This is a genomic window from Novosphingobium sp. PP1Y (genome assembly GCF_000253255.1).
Lineage (GTDB): Bacteria > Pseudomonadota > Alphaproteobacteria > Sphingomonadales > Sphingomonadaceae > Novosphingobium.
The window spans coordinates 2,272,848-2,289,156 of the sequence record NC_015580.1; the positions used below are offsets into that span (position 1 = coordinate 2,272,848).

Consider the following 16,309-nt stretch of genomic DNA (forward strand, 5'->3'; position numbering starts at 1 on the left):
TCGGCAATGATGAACACGCGTGAACACCTGATCCACATGGCAGGCCAGATCTTCCGCAATTTCGCCTCGAAGGGCGAAGCGGCGGCGGTTCAGGCGACAGCGGAACATATCCTGCTTTACTGGGACCCGCATATGAAGGCGCAGGCGCTTGAAATGCTGGACGATCTGGACGTCGAGCTGCCCGAGCCAGTGCCTGCGGTCTTCGAGAAATTGCGCGTGGCGGCCTGACGTTTCGCGGGGCAGGGGCATGTCGAAGGATCGCACGCGACGCCTGCAGAAGGCCCCTGATCAGGCCTCGACACCCTCAACCGGAATGATCCGGTCAGCCAGCCGCTCCACTTCGGGCCGGTCATGGCTCACGTAGAGTATCGGCAGCGCCAGTTCGTCGCGTACCCGCTCGATTAGGCGCAGGATTTCTCCGCGCCTTTCCGCGTCGACCGAGGCGAGCGGTTCGTCGAGGAGCAGGAAGCGCGGGCCGGACAGCAGGGCCCTGCCGATCGCCACGCGCTGGGCCTCGCCTCCCGATAGTGTCGCGGGCATGCGGCCGAGCAGGTGGCCGATCCCGAGGAAATCCAGCGCAGTCTCGAACGAGAGCCAGCGCTCGTGATGCGCGGCAAGCCTCCAGCCGAACTCAAGGTTCGCGCGTACGGACTTGTGCGGGAAGAGGCGCAGGTCCTGGAACACATAGCCGCAGCGGCGCTGTTCAGGGCGCATATCGATGCGCTTGTCCTTGTCGAACAGGACTGTGCCGGAAACCGCGATGCGGCCCGATGCGGGACGTACGAGACCTGCAATTGCGTCAAGCAGGCTCGTCTTGCCCGCGCCCGAAGGTCCGAACAGCGCGGTCAGGCCCTTGCCGGTCTCGAAGGTGTAGGTCAGGTGGGAAGAACCGCGCCGGATGGTCACGTCGATGTCAAAGGACATGGCGCACCTTTCCCTGGCCGCTACGCCGCGCGAGCCATTCGGACAGGACCAGCGCACCGATCGAAAGCAGGACCGACAGGACCGCGAGGCGCACGACCTGCAGTTCGGATCCCGGGATCTGGAGCGCGCTGTAGATGGCCAGCGGAAGCGTCTGTGTCTCGCCGGGAATGTTCGATGCGAAAGTTATCGTCGCGCCGAACTCGCCCACCGAGCGTGCGAGGCCGAGGACGAGGCCGGCAAGAATGCCTGAGGACGCCAGCGGCAGGGTGATCGAGGCGAACGTGCGCAAGCGGCTGGCCCCCAGCGTGCGTGCGGCGCTTTCCAGGCGGGTGTCCACCGCTTCGAGCGAAAGGCGCATGGCGCGCACCATCAATGGCAGCGCCATGACTGCGGCGGCGAGCGCCGCGCCGGTCCAGCGGAACAGGAAGGTCAGTCCCAGATATTCGGAGAAGAACCGGCCCAGCGGGGCATTGGTGCCAAAGGCGAGCAGCAGCAGCCAGCCTGTCACGACCGGCGGCAAGACCAGCGGCAGGTGGACCAGGGCATCGACGAGGACCTTGCCGGGAAAGCGCCAGCGCGCCAGCACCCATGCCAGCGCGAAGGCGAGCGGCAGGACCGCCAGGATCGCTACCGTGCTGACTTTCAGGGAAAGCAGCAGGACTTCCCACTCTTGCGGGCTGAGTGCGGTCATGAGGCGAAGGGCTTACTGCGTGCCGAAACCGAAGCGGCGGAAGATCGCCTTGCCTTCGCCGGACAGGAGGAACCGGCGGAAGTTCTCGGCATCGGGATCGCGGGAGGTCTTGAGGATCGCGACCGGATAGCTGATCGGATCATGCGAGGTGATCGGGAACGTACCGACGGCCCGCACTTTCGGGTCGGCCTGCACGTCGGTGGCATAGACGATGCCCAGCGGGGCGGCTCCTCGGCTGACGAGGGCCAGAGCCGCGCGCACGTTTTCCGCCGGGGCGAGCTTGCGGGAAACCGAGTTCCAGACGCCGAGACGGGTTAGGGCCTGTCTCGCATAGATTCCGGCCGGCACGCCGCGCGGGTCGGCTATGGCGAGGCGGCCATTGCCCAGAGCCTTGTCTAGAGCGAAACCGGGACCGACTGCGATCTTGAGCGAGCTGCTGCGCGGGGCGGCGATCACGAGGACGTTGCGCAGGAAGGAAACGCGCGTGCGAGGGCGCAGAAAGCCCTTCTTTTGCACTTCGTCCATCCAGGCCTCGTCTGCCGAGACGAACAGGTCCGCCTGTGCGCCGGCCTCGATCTGGCGGGCGAGGGCGGAAGTGCCGGCAAATGAGATCCGCGGGCGGGCATGCCCCTTGGTCGCCCAGCCGTCTGCCGCGGCGTTCATGGCTTCCTGCAGACTGGCCGCGGCCAGTACGAGTGGCCCGGTCCTGCCGCCTGCGGCATGGGCAAGCGGTGCTGCCAAAAGCAGGGCGAAAGAGAGGATCAGGCCGATCAGGCGGGAGAAGGCAGTCAATTCGGGGGGCTCCGCTGGTGCTATATACGATGATATATGGCGTGGCCCGAATGGCAAGGGCGCCCTTGGGGGAGCGAAACGAGGAGCTGCCGGACGCCGGGACGATTTTCGCGATTCGCGCCAGTCCTGCCGGGGACTTGGGCAATTTTCGGAACTGGTTGGGAAAAGGCGTTCCCTGAATAGCTCGGCCTGCGTGTGATCGACTTTGTCCCGCGGGGTTTTATTGCCTTGCGGCACCGGGACGAACTGGACGGCGGTCGCCAAGTGCAAATGCAGCCAATTCGGCCACGAGCCCCTGTTGCTGTATTGCGTTAACTCAGGTTAGCGACTTGCAGGTTTGTGTGGCGGGGCTGGAACGAAATGCCCAGTCCTCGAAATTTTCTTAGGGCCAAGCCTCTCGATATGAAACGTCAAGGTTCCATTCGGCAAGTTCTGGTAAATTCCGGGCGTCTCTGTTATAAACGAAGCGTTGCCCGGGACCGGATCAACAATATTAACAAGGTCCGGGCGCACTTGGGGGCAATATCGATCCGCTCAATTCAATGACGGATCGCAAGGTTGGCAAATTGGAGCCGCCGACCGTGTGGATGGGGATGCTGAATGAAGGTCGCAGACGAGAGATTTATGGGATTCGAAGCCGGGAACGACCGCAAGAGCGGGCGGGCCAGCCGCTTCGCGTGTTCCGCGCCGGACGACATGGAAGGCGAGAGCGAACACGATGCACGCGGGCTGGTACTGGCCATTGCGCTCTGCATGGCGTGCTGGGCCGCGCTGGGATATTTCCTGCTGGGCTGATCGGCCGCCGTTCGAGGCCGGTTTCGGATCTAGGAGGCGCCACCGGCATCAGCCGGTAGGCGCCTCTGTGCTTTGGACGTCTTGGGACGTGTCGGATAACCAGCCGCCTGCCGTTGCGGCGTAGAGGCGCGCCACGTTCTGGTACTGACTGGTCCGGGCTTCCAGCAGGGCCAGATTGGCCCGCTGGAACGTGCGGTTTGCGTCGAGAACCTGCAGCACGCCGCTGTTGCCGACTTCGAAACTGCGCCGTGACAGGTGCAGCGAACGGTCCGCTATCTGCGCTGCATCGGCGCGCGCGGCCAGTTCGCGGCCGTCATTGCCCAAGGCAGACAGGAGGCCGGACACCTGGCCGAAAGCTTCGGTCACGACTTCGCGATATTGTGCAGCGGCTGCCTGTGCTTCTGCTTCCGCGCCACGCTTGTTTGCCTTGAGTGTGCCGCCGTGAAAGATTGGTGCGGTCAGGCCGGCGAAGATGTCGAAGGCATTGAACTTGGTGCTGGTGATCCGGTCGGGCTCCGAGGTCGACTGCGTGATCGAGGCGCCCAGCGTGATGTCGGGATAGAGGTCGGCTGTGGCGACGCCGACGGCGGCAACCGCCGCGTGGAGCCGCGCTTCCGCTTCCAGGATATCGGGGCGCTTGCGAACCAGATTGGAGGGCAGCGCGACCGGGATGTTGTCCGGCAGGGCAAAGTCGTCGAGGCTGAATTCGGTTGGTCCGAGCTGCGCCGGAGAAAGGCCCAGCAATACCGCCAACATGGCGCGGCCTTGCGCCAGCTCCTGTTCGAGCGAGGGAAGACTCGCCCGGTCGCCAGCCAGCTGGCCTTGCGCGCTCAGCACTTCGACGAGCGTCCCCGAACCTGCATCCCGGCGCTTGCGGGTCAGGTCGAGATTGCGCTCGTCTTCCACAAGCAGGCGGTTCTGTGTGGCGATCGTGTCGTTCAGCGCGGCGATTGCCAGGACCTGGGTGACGACGCGCCCGGCAATCACCAGGTGCGCGGCCTCGGTGGCGCGTTCCTGCGCTTCGGCCTGCGCAGCGGCCTGCTCCAGCGCGCGGCGGTTGCGCCCAAACAGATCGAGATCGTAGCGGACGCCTGCGCCCAGCGTGTAGAGGTCGAATTCCGGGTTTTTGATCCCGCCTGAACCGAAGCGATCGGAAAGGCCGAAGGCAGAGAGGTTGACCTTCTGGTATTCGGCGCGGGCATCGGCATCGACCTGCGGCAGCGAGTGACCCGCCACCGCGGCAATGCGCTGGCGCGCCTTTTCCAGAGTAGCCCGGCTGGCTGCAAGGCTGTGATTTCCGCTCATGGCCTGTGCGACGAGCGCGTCGAGGCGATGCGACTGGAAAGCCTTCCACCATTGCAGCTGCGGCCCTGCGGCGAGTTCGGCGCGTCCTTCGCCGTCGCTTGCATAGCCGGCTTCGGCCGACGGTGCTGCGGGGCGGGTGAAATCGGGGCCGATGCTCGTGCAGGCGCCTGCCAGGCAAAGCGGGAGCAGGACGGCGATCTTGCGTTTCATGTCATTCCCCATGCGGAAGCGTTGCCGGGTCTACTTTGTCGGCCTTGCGGCCGCGCATGAGCAGGATGAGTGGCATTGTGGCGATCGAGGCCAAAAAAATCAGATGATAGACAGAGATGTCGCCGACCATGGCGGCTTGCCGCATGATCTGCGCTTTCATGCCGCTCAGGGCCGCCACCGAATTGAAGTCGAAATCGGGCCGCGTGTATTGCATGATCGGATTGTCTGGCCTGACGCCCTGGACAAGGCTGTCTTGCGATTGCGCGGCGAAGTGGCTGTATTGAAACTGCAGTAGCGAAATGCCCACGGCATTGCCGATATTGCGGGTCAACGCGTACATCGCCGTACCTTCGTTGCGAAGCCGCGCCTGCAGTGTCGAGAATGCCACGACCGAGAGCGGAACGAACATCAGGCCACTTCCCAGACCCAGCACGAAGCCGGTCACCACCAGCGTGCGCTCATCGACGAAAAGATCGATGTTCGAATACATCAGCATGCCGATGCACATGATGATCATGCCTGCCAGCAGCAGGAATCGGGCCTCGAACATTGCGACCAGTCGCGTTACGGCGATCATCGCAATCAAGGCGCCTAAGGTGCGCGGCAAGCTGACCAGACCTGTCTGCATTGCGGAATAGCCAAGGAGCGACTGGGTCATGACCACGATCATCGGCATCGAGGCGAATGTCACCATGCCGAGGATGGTGTTGACCAGAACGCTGACCGTGAAATTGCGATCCTTGAACAGTTCGGGGCGAAGGAAGGGATTCGGGCTCGTCGCCAGATGGATGGCCGCCAGATAGAGCGCGATGATAAGGATGAGGCCGTAGATCCTGATTTCATCCGAATCGAACCAGTCGAGATGTTCGCCGCGGTCGAGCAGGAGCTGCAGGGCAGCCAGTGCGATGGATATCGTCAGGAATCCGAACTTGTCGAAAGGCGGGCAATCCCGATTGTGTCGGCGCCCCAGGAAAACGAGCATGCCGATAAAGGCCAGAATGCCGAAGGGAACGTTGATGAAGAAAACCCAGCGCCAGCTCAGGGTGTCGGTGAGATAGCCGCCAAGGGTCGGACCGATGATCGGACCGGCGAGGGAGCCGATCGTAAAGATCGCCATGGCCTTGGCGTGGTCCTTCGGTGGATTGATATCGAGGAGGATCGCCTGACTGAGCGGTACGAGCGCAGCTCCGCAGCTGCCTTGCAGGAAGCGGGCGAAAACGATCGTGCCGAGGTCGGTCGACAGGCCGCAGAGCATCGAGGCCAGCGTGAAGCCGCCGACCGAAAAAAGCATGACGTTCTTGCGGCCTACACGTCCGGCGAGCCAGCCGCTCAGCGGCGTCGCGATAGCGCCCGCCACGAGATAGGACGTCAGCACCCACAGCACCTGCTCCTGCGAAGCCGAAAGGCTGGCCTGCATGTGGGGAAGTGCGACGTTGGCGATCGTGACGTCCACGAAGACCATCGTCGAGGCAATCATCGACGGTATCGTGATGAGCAGGCGCCGCGCCGGCGAAGGATACTGGATGGGCTGTTCCGAGCTCACGACGGGGACGATCCTGCGCCGCGCCTACTGCTTGCCGCCGGGGGCGGCGGGCGGGCTGTCGGCGCTGAAGAGGTGACGTTCGTGACCGGTGTCGACTTCGACATCGGCGCTCAACCCGGCACCGAGCGGCAGGCCCTCGGGCACATCGTCGATGGCGATCTGGACGGGTAAGCGCTGGACCACCTTGATCCAGTTGCCCGTCGCATTGTCGGCCGGGAGGACGGAAAAGCTGGAGCCGGTACCCGGGCTGAAGCTCTCGACGCGACCGTGCAATTCCAGGCTGGGAAATGCGTCGATCGTGATCGTGACCGGCTGACCCACGCGCATGTAGCGCAACTGGTCTTCCTTGAAGTTCGCCTGGACCCAGTATCGCAGCCCGGTCATCATGAAGACCGGTCGGCCCGGCAAAACGTAGTTGCCGACCTGAAGCTGGTTCACGCGGGTCACGACGCCATCCTGCGGCGCGCGCACTACGGCATCGTTCAGATTGATCCGCGCCCGGGCCAGTTGTGCGGCGGCCTTGCGCACGTCGGGTTGGCTGTCGATCGAACCTTCCACCTGACCCGAAAGCTCGGCGCGCAGGCTGTCTGCCTTTGCTTTCGCCGCGGCAATCGCATCGCGCGCGGTGCGCATGACGGTCGTTGCTTCATCGAACTGGGCTCTCGAAGAAATCCCTTCTGCCACGAGCGATTTCTGGCGAGCGGACTCGCTGGTCGCGAAATCGTAGCGCGCCTGGGCCGCGCTGACTTGCGACAGTGCTTCGCGATAATCGGCCTGGCGCGAACGCACATCGGTGCGCGCCGTGGCCAGAGCCGCCTCGGCTTCGGCGACCGCGGCCTTCAAGCTGTTGGACTCGATCCGGAACAGGACATCGCCTTTCTTGACGTGCTGGTTTTCCTTCACCTCTATCGAGGTGACCTTGCCTGAAATGCTCGGGCTGATGGCTACCATGCCGGTTTGCAGCGATGCGTTGTCGGTCGATTCGTAACGGCCGCTCCAGAGATATACGACCAGTGCGATCAGCAGGATGATCGCCGGCCCGGCGATCATCAGGATGGTACGGCGGCTGCGCTTGCGGGGCGTGATGACCGGGTCGATTTCGCTGGCGGCTGGAATGGTGCTTTGCGCGTTCATGCGACTTCCTGTGTCGATTTGCAGCAAGCTCATACTAAGCATGGATAGTATCTGCAACAGGAAGATCGGAGAATCTGGATACCATCGCTGGCATTTACGGCCCTATGGTGCGCTGCTTTGTGCACGGGCACGATCGATCGGACCGGAAATTTGCCCGGTCTCGTCAATTGTTTTGCGGCTCTTTCAGGGCTGCGACAGCGAATTCGCAGCGGGCGCTCAGGCGGTGAGGAAAGCCCTCACGTCGCGCATGAACCGGTCGAACTGGTCATGGTGCAGCCAATGTCCGGCATCGTCGTACTCGATCAGGCGCGCGGATGGGAAATGGTCCATGCGGCCATCGAGGGCAGGGCTCGAAGCAAAACTGTCCTTCCCCCAAAGCATGAGAATCGGACAGGTGATTGCCTCCCACAAGGCGATCACGTGTTCGCCAGGAAGGTCCACCACCGGCCAGACGTTGAGGTAGTTGTCGAATTTCCAGCTCCAGGTGCCATCCTCGTTGCGGCTCGCGCCATGGATGGTGAGGTGCCGCGCCTGTTCGACCGTGAGAAAGGAATTTTCCGACTTCATGCGTTCGTAGGCAGCCCGCAGGGTCGGGTACTTGCGCGGGGTGCGTGCAGCAGCCGAGCGCTTCTTCGAAATCCAGTCGCGCAGCCGGTCGGACGAGCACTCGCCCAGCATCTTGCGTCGTTCTTCGAGATTGGGCCCCAGTCCCTCGATATTGACGAACTTCTCGACTTTTTCCGGATAGAGCCCGGTGAAGCGTGTGGCGATGTTGGCGCCAAGCGAATGGGCCATGATCGTCACCTTGTCATAGCCCAAGGTGTGGATCAGCTGCGCGAAATCGTAGACAAAAGCGTCCATCGCGTAGTTGCCTTCAGGTGACCACTCGCTGTCGCCATGACCGCGCAGGTCCGGACAGATGACGTGCCAGTCGTGGCGCAGCTCCTCCGCCACCCAGTCCCAACTGCGGCAATGATCGCGCCCCCCGTGCTGCAGGATCAGCGGCGGTGCCTCGGGATTGCCCCAGTCCACGTAGTGCAGGCGCAGGCGTTGCGAGACGAAGCGGTTCGACGTGGGTCCAAGCAGGCTTTCCATGCCTTCAAGTGGATCGGGAGGGGCTGAAGGTCAATTGGTCTCACGATTCCGCGGGCGTGGTCACAGGAAACGTTCGCCGGGAAAACTGCCGGTCGATCCGGCACTTTCTGTCGTATCCCCGCGATTCGGAAGTCCCCCATTCGGACCGACCGAATCGCGCCTGAAGGATTGACGGGCCCAGACCAGTCGCTGGATCGACTGGGCGCGCAGGATGCTTGCATTTGCGGGGATGAAACTAATCCTTGCCGCGCTCATGCTTGGCAAAGCGGCCCGCTTGCCCCTATCTCCGGCAGCGAAAAGCTTTACGCGCAGGTTTCACACAAGAGGTTAGACGTGGCGACGACGCACAAGACCCGCATGCTCATTATCGGTTCCGGTCCGGCCGGACTTTCTGCCGCGATCTACGGTGCCCGCGCAGGCATGGAGCCGATCGTGGTGCAGGGCCTCCAGCCCGGCGGCCAGCTCACCATCACCACCGATGTCGAGAATTATCCCGGTTTCCGTGAAGTCATCCAGGGTCCGTGGTTGATGCAGGAAATGCAGGCCCAGGCCGAACACGTCGGCACGCGCATGATGTGGGATACGATCACCTCGGTCGATCTTTCGGGCGACAAGTTCACCGCGCAGGGCGATAGCGGCGATGTTTACGAGGGTGACACGCTTGTCATCGCCACCGGTGCGCAGGCGCGCTGGCTCGGCGTTCCCGGCGAGCAGGAACTCTCGGGCAAGGGCGTTTCGGCCTGCGCCACCTGCGACGGCTTCTTCTATCGCGGTAAGAAGGTCGTGGTCATCGGCGGCGGCAACACCGCCGTGGAGGAAGCGCTCTACCTCACCAACCATTCAGATGACGTCACCCTGATCCACCGCCGCGATTCGCTGCGCGCCGAGAAGATCCTGCAGGACCGGCTCTTCGCGCATCCCAAGATCAACGTCGTGTGGAACAAGCGCGTCGACAGCTTCCTGGGCGGCGGCGAGGGCGGCGGCCTGCGGGCGCTCAAGCTGATCGATACGGTGACCGGCGAGGAGAGCGAGATCGAGACCGAAGGCGCCTTCGTTGCCATCGGCCACGCCCCGGCGACCGAGCTGTTCAAGGGCCAGCTTGCCATGGACGAGTCGGGCTACCTGCTCGTCGAGCCCGGCACGCCCAAGACCGACGTCCCGGGCGTTTTCGCCTGCGGCGACGTGATGGACCATGTATATCGTCAGGCGATTACCGCTGCGGGCACCGGCTGCATGGCCGCGCTCGATGCCGAACGCTTCCTTGCCGAAAAGGAATTTGCCGAGTCGGCCAAGGTCGAGGCCTGAGACGTTCCCGGACAATCCTCTCCGCTTCCTTCGCGGAAAGTGGGGAGGATTTCCAGACTGGCACCAGGGCCGCGTCGATTCGGCACCTTTGCAGCTGTCAGGCTGCCACCAGCACGTCGATAACCTGCGCCACCAGCCAGTCCTGGGCGTGGGCTTCGACGTAGCTGTGGGTCGCATCGGGGCATACCTGCATGCGAGTGTCGGACTTGTCCCATCTTGCAAGGAACGCCTGCCCGGTCCTGTCGCGCGCGGCGACGAGGAAACGAATGCGGCCCGGATAGGCCGCAATACCCTCGGCCATCTCGGCGGCGAGGCCGGATAGCTCGGTCGGTGCAGGGCGCGCGGCCGACAGGAGGCTGCGCAAGAGCTTGCCGATCGAGACTTTGCCGGTCAGCAGGCGGCGGATTGCGGCAGGATCGGTGAGACGGCGACGATAGTGGTCGCGGACCACTTCGGCGGGTTCCTCCTGTGCATCGTCCTCTATCGTCCACGGGTTGGAAAGCACCATCGCGTCGATGCCGGCGCCTATGCCCATGCCGCACGACAGCATCAATGCACTGGCGGCATCGCAATTCCCGAAGGCGACGATCTTGGTGAGCTGCGGGCATTCGCGGCGAAATGCAGTGAGCGCAGAAGCTATGTCGGGCGCGCTGGAACGGAATTCGCCGTTCTCGCCCTCGCTGTCCCCCACGCCTCGGCGGTCGAAACGCATGACGGGATAACCTTGGGCGGCAATCCGGGCGGCGAATTTTGCCTGTCCGTTCCATGCTCCGGCGCGCACTTCGTTGCCGCCGCTGACAAGAAGCAGGCCGACTGTTGCAGCTCCATCGTCCAGTGTCGCGGCTAGCTGGACGCCTTCGCAATCGAACAGGAAATGGCGCCGGTTCATCCCGTGACGCCCCAGGTAAGGATCGCGGCAAGCGCGTCGGCCTGCTCGGGCGCTTCATCCGGTTCAGCGCGAAGCCAAAGGCCGCTGCCGCCGACCTCGGCCTGCTCGATCACTCTGGCGTTCTGCGAAGCGATCATTGGCTCGAACTCGCGCCAGAATTCGGGCGAGAGGGGATAGCCGGCAATTTCTATGCCTTGCTCCCTGGCTAGCAGGGTCAGGTCTTCGCGGTTTTCCTCACGTCCAGCCTCGCGGCTGGCAAGAATTCGCGCGCGCAGCATCTGGCGAAGGATCGAGGCGGCCTTCATCGGGGCGTAATGCCAGCCTGGAAGGCCTTGTGGCGTGAACATGCAGCCGCCGCGAATGCCCATCACGTGCGTTGCGCGAAACTGCGTGGCGGCAGCGTCCATCGCGCTGCGCCAGACTTCGGGCGTCTGCCGGTCGAGCGGCTGGAGGCTTTCGTTGCAACCGGGCAGGTCCGGCAGGATGCAGTCGATCCCGGCCGCATCGAGACGGCGCATCGTTTCCACTGTCACGCGGCGCAGCTTGTTGCCCTCGTCGAACAACGCCGGGACAATCAGCAACCGCGCGGCGCGGTTGCGATCGAAGCAGAGGGCGAGTTCATTGACGAAGCCGCCGGCGGGCAGCGGACAGGGCCAGCTCGCCGGTGTCACCGCCAGATCAGGCCTCGGCGCGCTTGGACTTGGTGAATTCGAGCAGGCCGCCGAACGTCTCGAGCATTTCGCCGTCGATCTCGTCGTCTTCGATCACGATGTCGAGGCGATCCTCGATTTCGGTCAGGAGCCCGGCGACCGCCATCGAATCGAGTTCAGGCAGGTGGCCGAACAAGCCGGTTTCGGCATCGAACGTGTCGGCCTGGCCCTGCGCGAGTCCGAGCACATCCGTCAGGATGCGACGCAGCAGCAGGTCGGTATCGTCTTGCATGGCCCCCTCAACAAAAGCCTTTCACTTTGGCCTGCGGCTCTAGCCGCCCTTCGCACTTGCGGCAAGGCGTCGCAGGCCGATCCGTGCCACGATGAGCCAGTTGTGCGGATCGAGCGGGCGAAACATGTCCAGTCGATATCGTGGCCGCACCTGTTCCATCCAGTCGCGCTTGTAGGGATCGTCGCCGGTGCCGAAGTCCACCAGCGCAACCCGGTCGACCTCGATGACATGACGCAGCAGCGCTGCGCTGAGGATCGAACCGGGGGATAGCGGCCTGGCGCTCTCGCGGTGCGCCAGCTTGTGAATGAAGGCCGTGCCGCCCTCGACCGTCCACATCTGCGCTGCGATGGCCGGGCCTTGGGGATCGTCGGCGGCCCTGGCAATACCAAGGCGCAGGCGGCCTGCTTCGCCCTCGGACTTGGCAAAGGCCCGCAGGAAGTCCGGAGAGCCTTCTTCCGGCTTCCAGCTCTCGGCATAGATCGCCTCGTACTGCTCCCATGCCTGCGCATCGAAACGGGTGATGATCTCGACCGCGACTTTCCTTGTCTTGCGCTTGAGCGTCGTACGCAGCTTGCCGGGACGCCCGGCGATATAGTCGTCAAAGCTGCGGCCAGACACTTCGAGGACATGATTTGTGTCGCTGGCTTCGCGCATGACCAGCCAACCGGCCCTGCGAAAGGCTGATTCGATGCGCGATGCAGTGCCGTCTTCCTCGGGCAGGCCGGCAAGCGTCAGGCGGCGCGCCTTTGCGGCCAGATCGCGGGCCAGCTGCGCGAGCAGGACTTCGGCTTGCGGGGGGTGCGAAACCACCGGGCGAAACCGGAAAGTGTACCAGTTCGCCAGTGCCGAAAGGTGGCCGCCATCGCCGGTGAGCGGCAGGACGGCGACGGCGTCTCCTTCGCGCGCAACAGCGAGCAGCGGCGCGATGGCACAATGCTTGCCAAGCGCTTCCCACCATGCAAGGCGATCGAACGGCGCGGACTGGCACTCCGCCGAGAGCAGCCTTGCAAGCTGCGCATCGGATTGCAGTTCCTTAAGATCGGAGTGATATTCGATCTTTACCACGACACCTTCCAAAAGCCTCTCGGGAGCAGTTCCACCACAATGCGCGGCAAGAGCGAAAACAGGGTCCTTCCGCTCGACCATCTCGTCCTTCGCGGGGACGATACGGCCGATGCCCTCGTGCTGCGCGAGGGCGTTCTTAACTACAAGGACTTAAGAACGCGTGTCTCCCGCCTGGCCGCCTGGCTGGCGCGGGAAGTGCCGCAGGCAGGCGCGCGCGTGGCGAGTTGGGCGGCCAAGGGCGAACTGACCTGCCTGTTGCCGCTCGCGGCAGCCCGTGCCGGGCTGGTGCATGTGCCGGTCAATCCGTTGCTCAAGCACGCACAGGTCGCGCATATCCTGGCCGACAGCGGCGCCGCCATGCTGATCGGTACGCCCGCGCGCCTGAAAACCCTGGGCGAGGCCGATGTCCCCGGGCATTGCCGCGTGGTCGAGGAGCCTGCGGCCCTCGCCGCAGCGACGGACCTCGGCGGCGATGTGGGCTTGTCGGATGCCAATCCCGATGCGCTGGCGGCGATCCTCTACACCAGCGGATCCACGGGGCGGCCCAAGGGCGTTATGCTCAGCCATGCCAACATGTGGCTCGGGGCCGAGGCCGTGGCCGATTATCTGGATCTTGCAGGTGACGACCGCACGTTGGCGGTCTTGCCGCTGTCCTTCGATTACGGGCAGAACCAGTTGCTTTCGACATGGTATGCGGGCGGCTGCGTCGTCCCGCTCGACTACCTGCTGCCGCGCGATCTGGTGAAAGCGGTGGAGCGCCACGGCATTACCACCCTGGCCGCCGTACCGCCGCTGTGGGTGCAGGTCTGCGAACTCGACTGGCCGGAAGAGACTGCCGGCAAGCTGCGCCGCCTGACCAACAGCGGGGGTGCACTCACCGTGGATCTGGTGCGGCGCTTGCGGGCGCTGTTCCCGCAGGCGCGGCTTTTCCCGATGTACGGCCTGACCGAAGCGTTCCGCTCGACCTATCTCGATCCCGCCCTGGTCGATAGCCATCCCACCTCGATGGGCAAGGCGATCCCCCATGCCGAGATTCTCGTCATCAACGATGCGGGCGAACCGGCAGCCGACAGTGAGGAGGGGGAACTGGTTCACTGCGGGCCGCTCGTCGCCCAGGGCTACTGGCAGGACCCGGAACGTACCGCCGAACGCTACAGGCCGGCGCCCGCGAGCTCCGCTTATGGCGGAATTGCCGTCTGGTCGGGTGACCGGGTGCGGCGCGAGGCGGACGGGCTGCTCTACTTCGTCGGGCGGCGCGATGCGATGATCAAGAGCGCGGGCAACCGCATCAGCCCGCAGGAAATCGAGGAAGCCGCGCTCGCCACTGGCCTCGTCGCCGAGGCGGTCGCGCTGGGCCTGGCCGACGAACGGCTGGGACAGGCGGTCCACCTGATCGTCCGGATGGCCCCCGGCGCCGAAAACCCCGAACAGGAATTGCCCCGTAAACTCATGCAGGAACTGCCGAATTTCATGCAGCCCAAGGTCATTCACTGGCGCGATGCCATGCCGATCGGTCCCAATGGCAAGATCGACCGCACCGGTCTGCAGGCGGAGCTTGCGGCATGAAGGCGCTCGGACCGATCCCGGCCGGGTTCACCTCCATTGACGGCGTTCTGGCGATGGGCGGCAAGCCGGTGACGCATTGGGTGGAAGAGGCCGGTGGAACCCCGCTGTTCCTCTATTCCGCCGACCGGGTGCGCGAACGGGTCGCGGCCCTGCGCGCCGCGATGCCGGGGCGGCTGTCGCTGCATTACGCGGTGAAGGCCAATCCCTTCGCGCCGCTGCTCTCGGCGATGTCCGGTCTTGTCGACGGCTTCGACATTGCCTCGGGCGGTGAGCTGGAGATCGTGCGCGGTGCCGGGATTGCGCTCGACAAGGTGAGCTTCGCAGGCCCCGGCAAACGCGATGCCGAGCTGGAAGCGGCGATTATGGCCGGGGTGACGCTCAATCTCGAATCCGAGGGCGAGGCTGCGCGGGCGCTGGCAATCGCCGGGCAGCTGGGCGTGACGCCGCGGCTGGCGATCCGGGTGAACCCCAATTTCGACCTCAAGGGTTCGGGCATGAAGATGGGCGGCGGCGCCAAGCCTTTCGGGCTCGATGCCGAGCGGGTTCCCGCGCTCGTGCGCGAAGTCATCGCCAGCGGCGCCGAATGGCGCGGCTTTCACATATTCGCTGGCAGCCAGGCGCTTTCCGCCGAGGCGATTGCAGAGACCCAGGGCCAGACCCTCGACCTTGCGGCGCGTCTTGCCGATGAAAGCGGAGCGCCTCTGCCGCACTGCAATCTCGGCGGCGGCTTCGGTATCCCCTATTTTCCGGGAGACGAAGCACTGGACATTTCGCTCATCGGCGAGCGGCTGGCCGAGCGCTTCGAGAACCTCCCGGACACCTTGCGCGAAACGCATTTCTGCATCGAGCTGGGCAGATATCTCGTGGGCGAATCAGGTGTTTACATTGCCCGCATCGTCGACCGGAAGGTCAGCCACGGCGAAGTTTTTCTGATCACCGATGGCGGGTTGCATCACCAGCTCGCGGCCTCGGGAAATTTCGGAACCGTTGTGCGCCGCAACTATCCCTCGGCGATAGCCACGCGCTTCGGAGCCGAGGTCGAGGAAGAGGCGTCCATTGTCGGTTGCCTGTGCACGCCGCTCGACAAACTGGCGGACAAGGGCGGGTTCCCGCGCGCCGAGGTTGGCGATCTCGTGGCGGTGTTCTGTGCCGGGGCTTATGGTGCCAGCGCCAGTCCGGCGAATTTCCTGGGGCAGGGACCGGCCCGCGAACTGCTGGTCTGAAAAAGCCGTAAGGATTTAGGCATTTGCGCGTCCCGATTCGGGACCTGCCGCCAATTCGTCCCTCAAGGCTAACGCTATGTTCACCCTTTTGACCGATAGCGGGAGCCGGATTTCGCCAGGTCCGCCGCTCTCGTGAGGATTGCGGCGGGTCGGCGCAGTGAGGGAAGTGCCCATGCCGTATCGCCGTCTGCCTCGCCTGCTCGCCGTTTGCGCGCTTGCCGGCGTGACTCTCAGCGGATGTGCAAGCGGCGGTGCAGCGCCCGAACTCCCCCCGGCCTCCTTTGTTGCCATGCAGGAAGGCCCGGGCGAGGAATATGTCATCGGCCCGCTGGATGAGCTGACCATCTTCGTGTGGCGCAACCCCGAGCTGGGCGCGAAAGTTCAGGTCCGTCCCGACGGGCGCATCACCACGCCGCTGATCACCGACATGCCCGCGGTAGGCAAGACCCCCTCGATGCTGGCGCAGGACATACGCCTGCAGCTTTCGCAGTACATCGAGGACCCGCTGGTCTCGGTAATCGTCAACAAGTTCGCGGGGACCTTCAGCCAGCAGATCCGCATCGTCGGCGCGACCGAGAAGCCCGCTTCCATCCCCTACCGCGCCAATATGACCGTGCTGGACGCGATGATCGCGGTGGGCGGCCTCTCCGAATACGCGGCGGGCAACAAGGCGCATCTGATCCGCTTCGACAAGACGACCGGCAAGCAGAAGGAATATGCCCTGCGGCTGGGCGACCTGCTGAAGAAGGGCGACAGCAAGGCCAACGTCATGCTCAGCCCCGGTGACGTCATCATCATCCCCGAAAGCATGTTCTAAGAGGGGCCGGCGC

At 64.2% G+C, this 16,309-nt stretch carries 17 protein-coding genes; 6 read left to right on the forward strand and 11 right to left on the reverse strand.

What is annotated here, in order from left to right:
- Window positions 1-6 precede the first annotated feature (6 nt).
- A complete protein-coding gene (locus tag PP1Y_RS16880) occupies window positions 7-228 on the forward strand; it encodes a formate dehydrogenase subunit delta (RefSeq protein WP_041558939.1) in 222 nt (73 codons plus the stop codon).
- A 60-nt stretch (window positions 229-288) separates the two neighbouring features.
- Here PP1Y_RS16880 and PP1Y_RS16885 read toward each other — a convergent pair whose 3' ends face one another.
- Genes PP1Y_RS16885 through modA form a run of 3 tightly spaced genes read right to left on the reverse strand, consistent with a single transcriptional unit; the run spans window position 289 to window position 2,407 of the window.
- Window positions 289-924: a molybdenum ABC transporter ATP-binding protein gene (locus PP1Y_RS16885; RefSeq protein WP_007011136.1), complete on the reverse strand. Its 636-nt coding sequence runs from the start codon at window positions 922-924 to the stop codon at window positions 289-291.
- Entirely contained in the window at window positions 914-1,615 is a 702-nt protein-coding gene (gene modB, locus PP1Y_RS16890; RefSeq protein WP_007011135.1) for a molybdate ABC transporter permease subunit, read from the reverse strand. The genes PP1Y_RS16885 and modB overlap by 11 nt, the downstream gene beginning before the upstream one ends.
- A 12-nt stretch (window positions 1,616-1,627) precedes the next feature.
- Complete coding sequence (modA, locus tag PP1Y_RS16895; RefSeq protein WP_041558940.1) at window positions 1,628-2,407, reverse strand: molybdate ABC transporter substrate-binding protein; 780 nt, start codon at window positions 2,405-2,407, stop codon at window positions 1,628-1,630.
- A gap of 600 nt (window positions 2,408-3,007) precedes the next feature.
- On the opposite strand from modA, the gene PP1Y_RS16900 reads away from it, so the two are divergent.
- Entirely contained in the window at window positions 3,008-3,202 is a 195-nt protein-coding gene (locus tag PP1Y_RS16900; RefSeq protein ID WP_041558941.1) for a hypothetical protein, read from the forward strand.
- Between the two features lie 48 nt (window positions 3,203-3,250).
- On the opposite strand, the gene PP1Y_RS16905 is transcribed toward PP1Y_RS16900, so the two are convergent.
- The 4 genes from PP1Y_RS16905 to PP1Y_RS16920 form a co-directional block, all read right to left on the reverse strand.
- Window positions 3,251-4,717, reverse strand: coding sequence for an efflux transporter outer membrane subunit (locus PP1Y_RS16905; protein WP_041558942.1), 1,467 nt, complete (start codon window positions 4,715-4,717; stop codon window positions 3,251-3,253).
- A gap of 1 nt (window position 4,718) precedes the next feature.
- On the reverse strand, window positions 4,719-6,260 hold the full coding sequence (locus PP1Y_RS16910; protein ID WP_013833312.1) for an MDR family MFS transporter: 1,542 nt from the start codon (window positions 6,258-6,260) through the stop codon (window positions 4,719-4,721).
- A 24-nt stretch (window positions 6,261-6,284) separates the two neighbouring features.
- Complete coding sequence (locus tag PP1Y_RS16915; RefSeq protein ID WP_013833313.1) at window positions 6,285-7,394, reverse strand: HlyD family secretion protein; 1,110 nt, start codon at window positions 7,392-7,394, stop codon at window positions 6,285-6,287.
- A 216-nt stretch (window positions 7,395-7,610) separates the two neighbouring features.
- A complete protein-coding gene (locus PP1Y_RS16920) occupies window positions 7,611-8,489 on the reverse strand; it encodes an alpha/beta fold hydrolase (protein WP_013833314.1) in 879 nt (292 codons plus the stop codon).
- Between the two features lie 333 nt (window positions 8,490-8,822).
- Between PP1Y_RS16920 and trxB the strand changes: the two genes are divergently transcribed.
- Window positions 8,823-9,794, forward strand: a complete 972-nt coding sequence (gene trxB, locus PP1Y_RS16930; protein WP_007011128.1) for a thioredoxin-disulfide reductase — start codon at window positions 8,823-8,825, stop codon at window positions 9,792-9,794.
- 97 nt (window positions 9,795-9,891) lie between these two features.
- Here trxB and PP1Y_RS16935 read toward each other — a convergent pair whose 3' ends face one another.
- From PP1Y_RS16935 to PP1Y_RS16950, 4 genes are read right to left on the reverse strand one after another with little or no spacing between them, the layout of a single operon-like run.
- The gene (locus tag PP1Y_RS16935; protein ID WP_013833315.1) at window positions 9,892-10,683 is read right to left on the reverse strand and encodes a hydrolase 1, exosortase A system-associated; all 792 of its coding nucleotides are present in this window, start codon (window positions 10,681-10,683) and stop codon (window positions 9,892-9,894) included.
- Window positions 10,680-11,354 carry a hypothetical protein gene (locus PP1Y_RS16940; protein ID WP_013833316.1) on the reverse strand — a complete coding sequence of 225 codons (675 nt, stop codon included), beginning with the start codon at window positions 11,352-11,354 and terminating at the stop codon, window positions 10,680-10,682. The genes PP1Y_RS16935 and PP1Y_RS16940 overlap by 4 nt, the downstream gene beginning before the upstream one ends.
- Window positions 11,355-11,361: 7 nt before the next feature.
- Window positions 11,362-11,625: an acyl carrier protein gene (locus tag PP1Y_RS16945; RefSeq protein WP_007011125.1), complete on the reverse strand. Its 264-nt coding sequence runs from the start codon at window positions 11,623-11,625 to the stop codon at window positions 11,362-11,364.
- 39 nt (window positions 11,626-11,664) lie between these two features.
- Window positions 11,665-12,690: a GNAT family N-acetyltransferase gene (locus tag PP1Y_RS16950; protein ID WP_232512413.1), complete on the reverse strand. Its 1,026-nt coding sequence runs from the start codon at window positions 12,688-12,690 to the stop codon at window positions 11,665-11,667.
- Window positions 12,691-12,729: 39 nt separating this feature from the next.
- On the opposite strand from PP1Y_RS16950, the gene PP1Y_RS16955 reads away from it, so the two are divergent.
- The 3 genes from PP1Y_RS16955 to PP1Y_RS16965 all read left to right on the forward strand — a co-directional run bounded on the left by PP1Y_RS16955 (window position 12,730) and on the right by PP1Y_RS16965 (window position 16,296).
- Window positions 12,730-14,256 carry an acyl-CoA ligase (AMP-forming), exosortase A system-associated gene (locus tag PP1Y_RS16955; protein WP_013833318.1) on the forward strand — a complete coding sequence of 509 codons (1,527 nt, stop codon included), beginning with the start codon at window positions 12,730-12,732 and terminating at the stop codon, window positions 14,254-14,256.
- On the forward strand, window positions 14,253-15,479 hold the full coding sequence (locus PP1Y_RS16960) for a pyridoxal-dependent decarboxylase, exosortase A system-associated (RefSeq protein WP_013833319.1): 1,227 nt from the start codon (window positions 14,253-14,255) through the stop codon (window positions 15,477-15,479). Before PP1Y_RS16955 ends, PP1Y_RS16960 begins: the two co-directional genes overlap by 4 nt.
- Window positions 15,480-15,651: 172 nt before the next feature.
- Window positions 15,652-16,296, forward strand: coding sequence for an XrtA/PEP-CTERM system exopolysaccharide export protein (locus PP1Y_RS16965; protein WP_007011121.1), 645 nt, complete (start codon window positions 15,652-15,654; stop codon window positions 16,294-16,296).
- The last annotated feature ends 13 nt before the right edge of the window (window positions 16,297-16,309 follow it).

Bases quoted from the DNA above. Each gene is read 5' to 3' on its own strand.
- PP1Y_RS16880 (WP_041558939.1), top strand. From the start codon at position 7: ATGATGAACACGCGTGAACACCTGATCCACATGGCAGGCCAGATCTTC.
- PP1Y_RS16885 (WP_007011136.1), bottom strand. From the start codon at position 924: ATGTCCTTTGACATCGACGTGACCATCCGGCGCGGTTCTTCCCACCTG.
- modB (WP_007011135.1), bottom strand. From the start codon at position 1,615: ATGACCGCACTCAGCCCGCAAGAGTGGGAAGTCCTGCTGCTTTCCCTG.
- PP1Y_RS16900 (WP_041558941.1), top strand. From the start codon at position 3,008: ATGAAGGTCGCAGACGAGAGATTTATGGGATTCGAAGCCGGGAACGAC.
- PP1Y_RS16905 (WP_041558942.1), bottom strand. From the start codon at position 4,717: ATGAAACGCAAGATCGCCGTCCTGCTCCCGCTTTGCCTGGCAGGCGCC.
- PP1Y_RS16915 (WP_013833313.1), bottom strand. From the start codon at position 7,394: ATGAACGCGCAAAGCACCATTCCAGCCGCCAGCGAAATCGACCCGGTC.
- PP1Y_RS16920 (WP_013833314.1), bottom strand. From the start codon at position 8,489: ATGGAAAGCCTGCTTGGACCCACGTCGAACCGCTTCGTCTCGCAACGC.
- PP1Y_RS16935 (WP_013833315.1), bottom strand. From the start codon at position 10,683: ATGAACCGGCGCCATTTCCTGTTCGATTGCGAAGGCGTCCAGCTAGCC.
- PP1Y_RS16945 (WP_007011125.1), bottom strand. From the start codon at position 11,625: ATGCAAGACGATACCGACCTGCTGCTGCGTCGCATCCTGACGGATGTG.
- PP1Y_RS16955 (WP_013833318.1), top strand. From the start codon at position 12,730: ATGCGCGGCAAGAGCGAAAACAGGGTCCTTCCGCTCGACCATCTCGTC.
- PP1Y_RS16960 (WP_013833319.1), top strand. From the start codon at position 14,253: ATGAAGGCGCTCGGACCGATCCCGGCCGGGTTCACCTCCATTGACGGC.
- PP1Y_RS16965 (WP_007011121.1), top strand. From the start codon at position 15,652: ATGCCGTATCGCCGTCTGCCTCGCCTGCTCGCCGTTTGCGCGCTTGCC.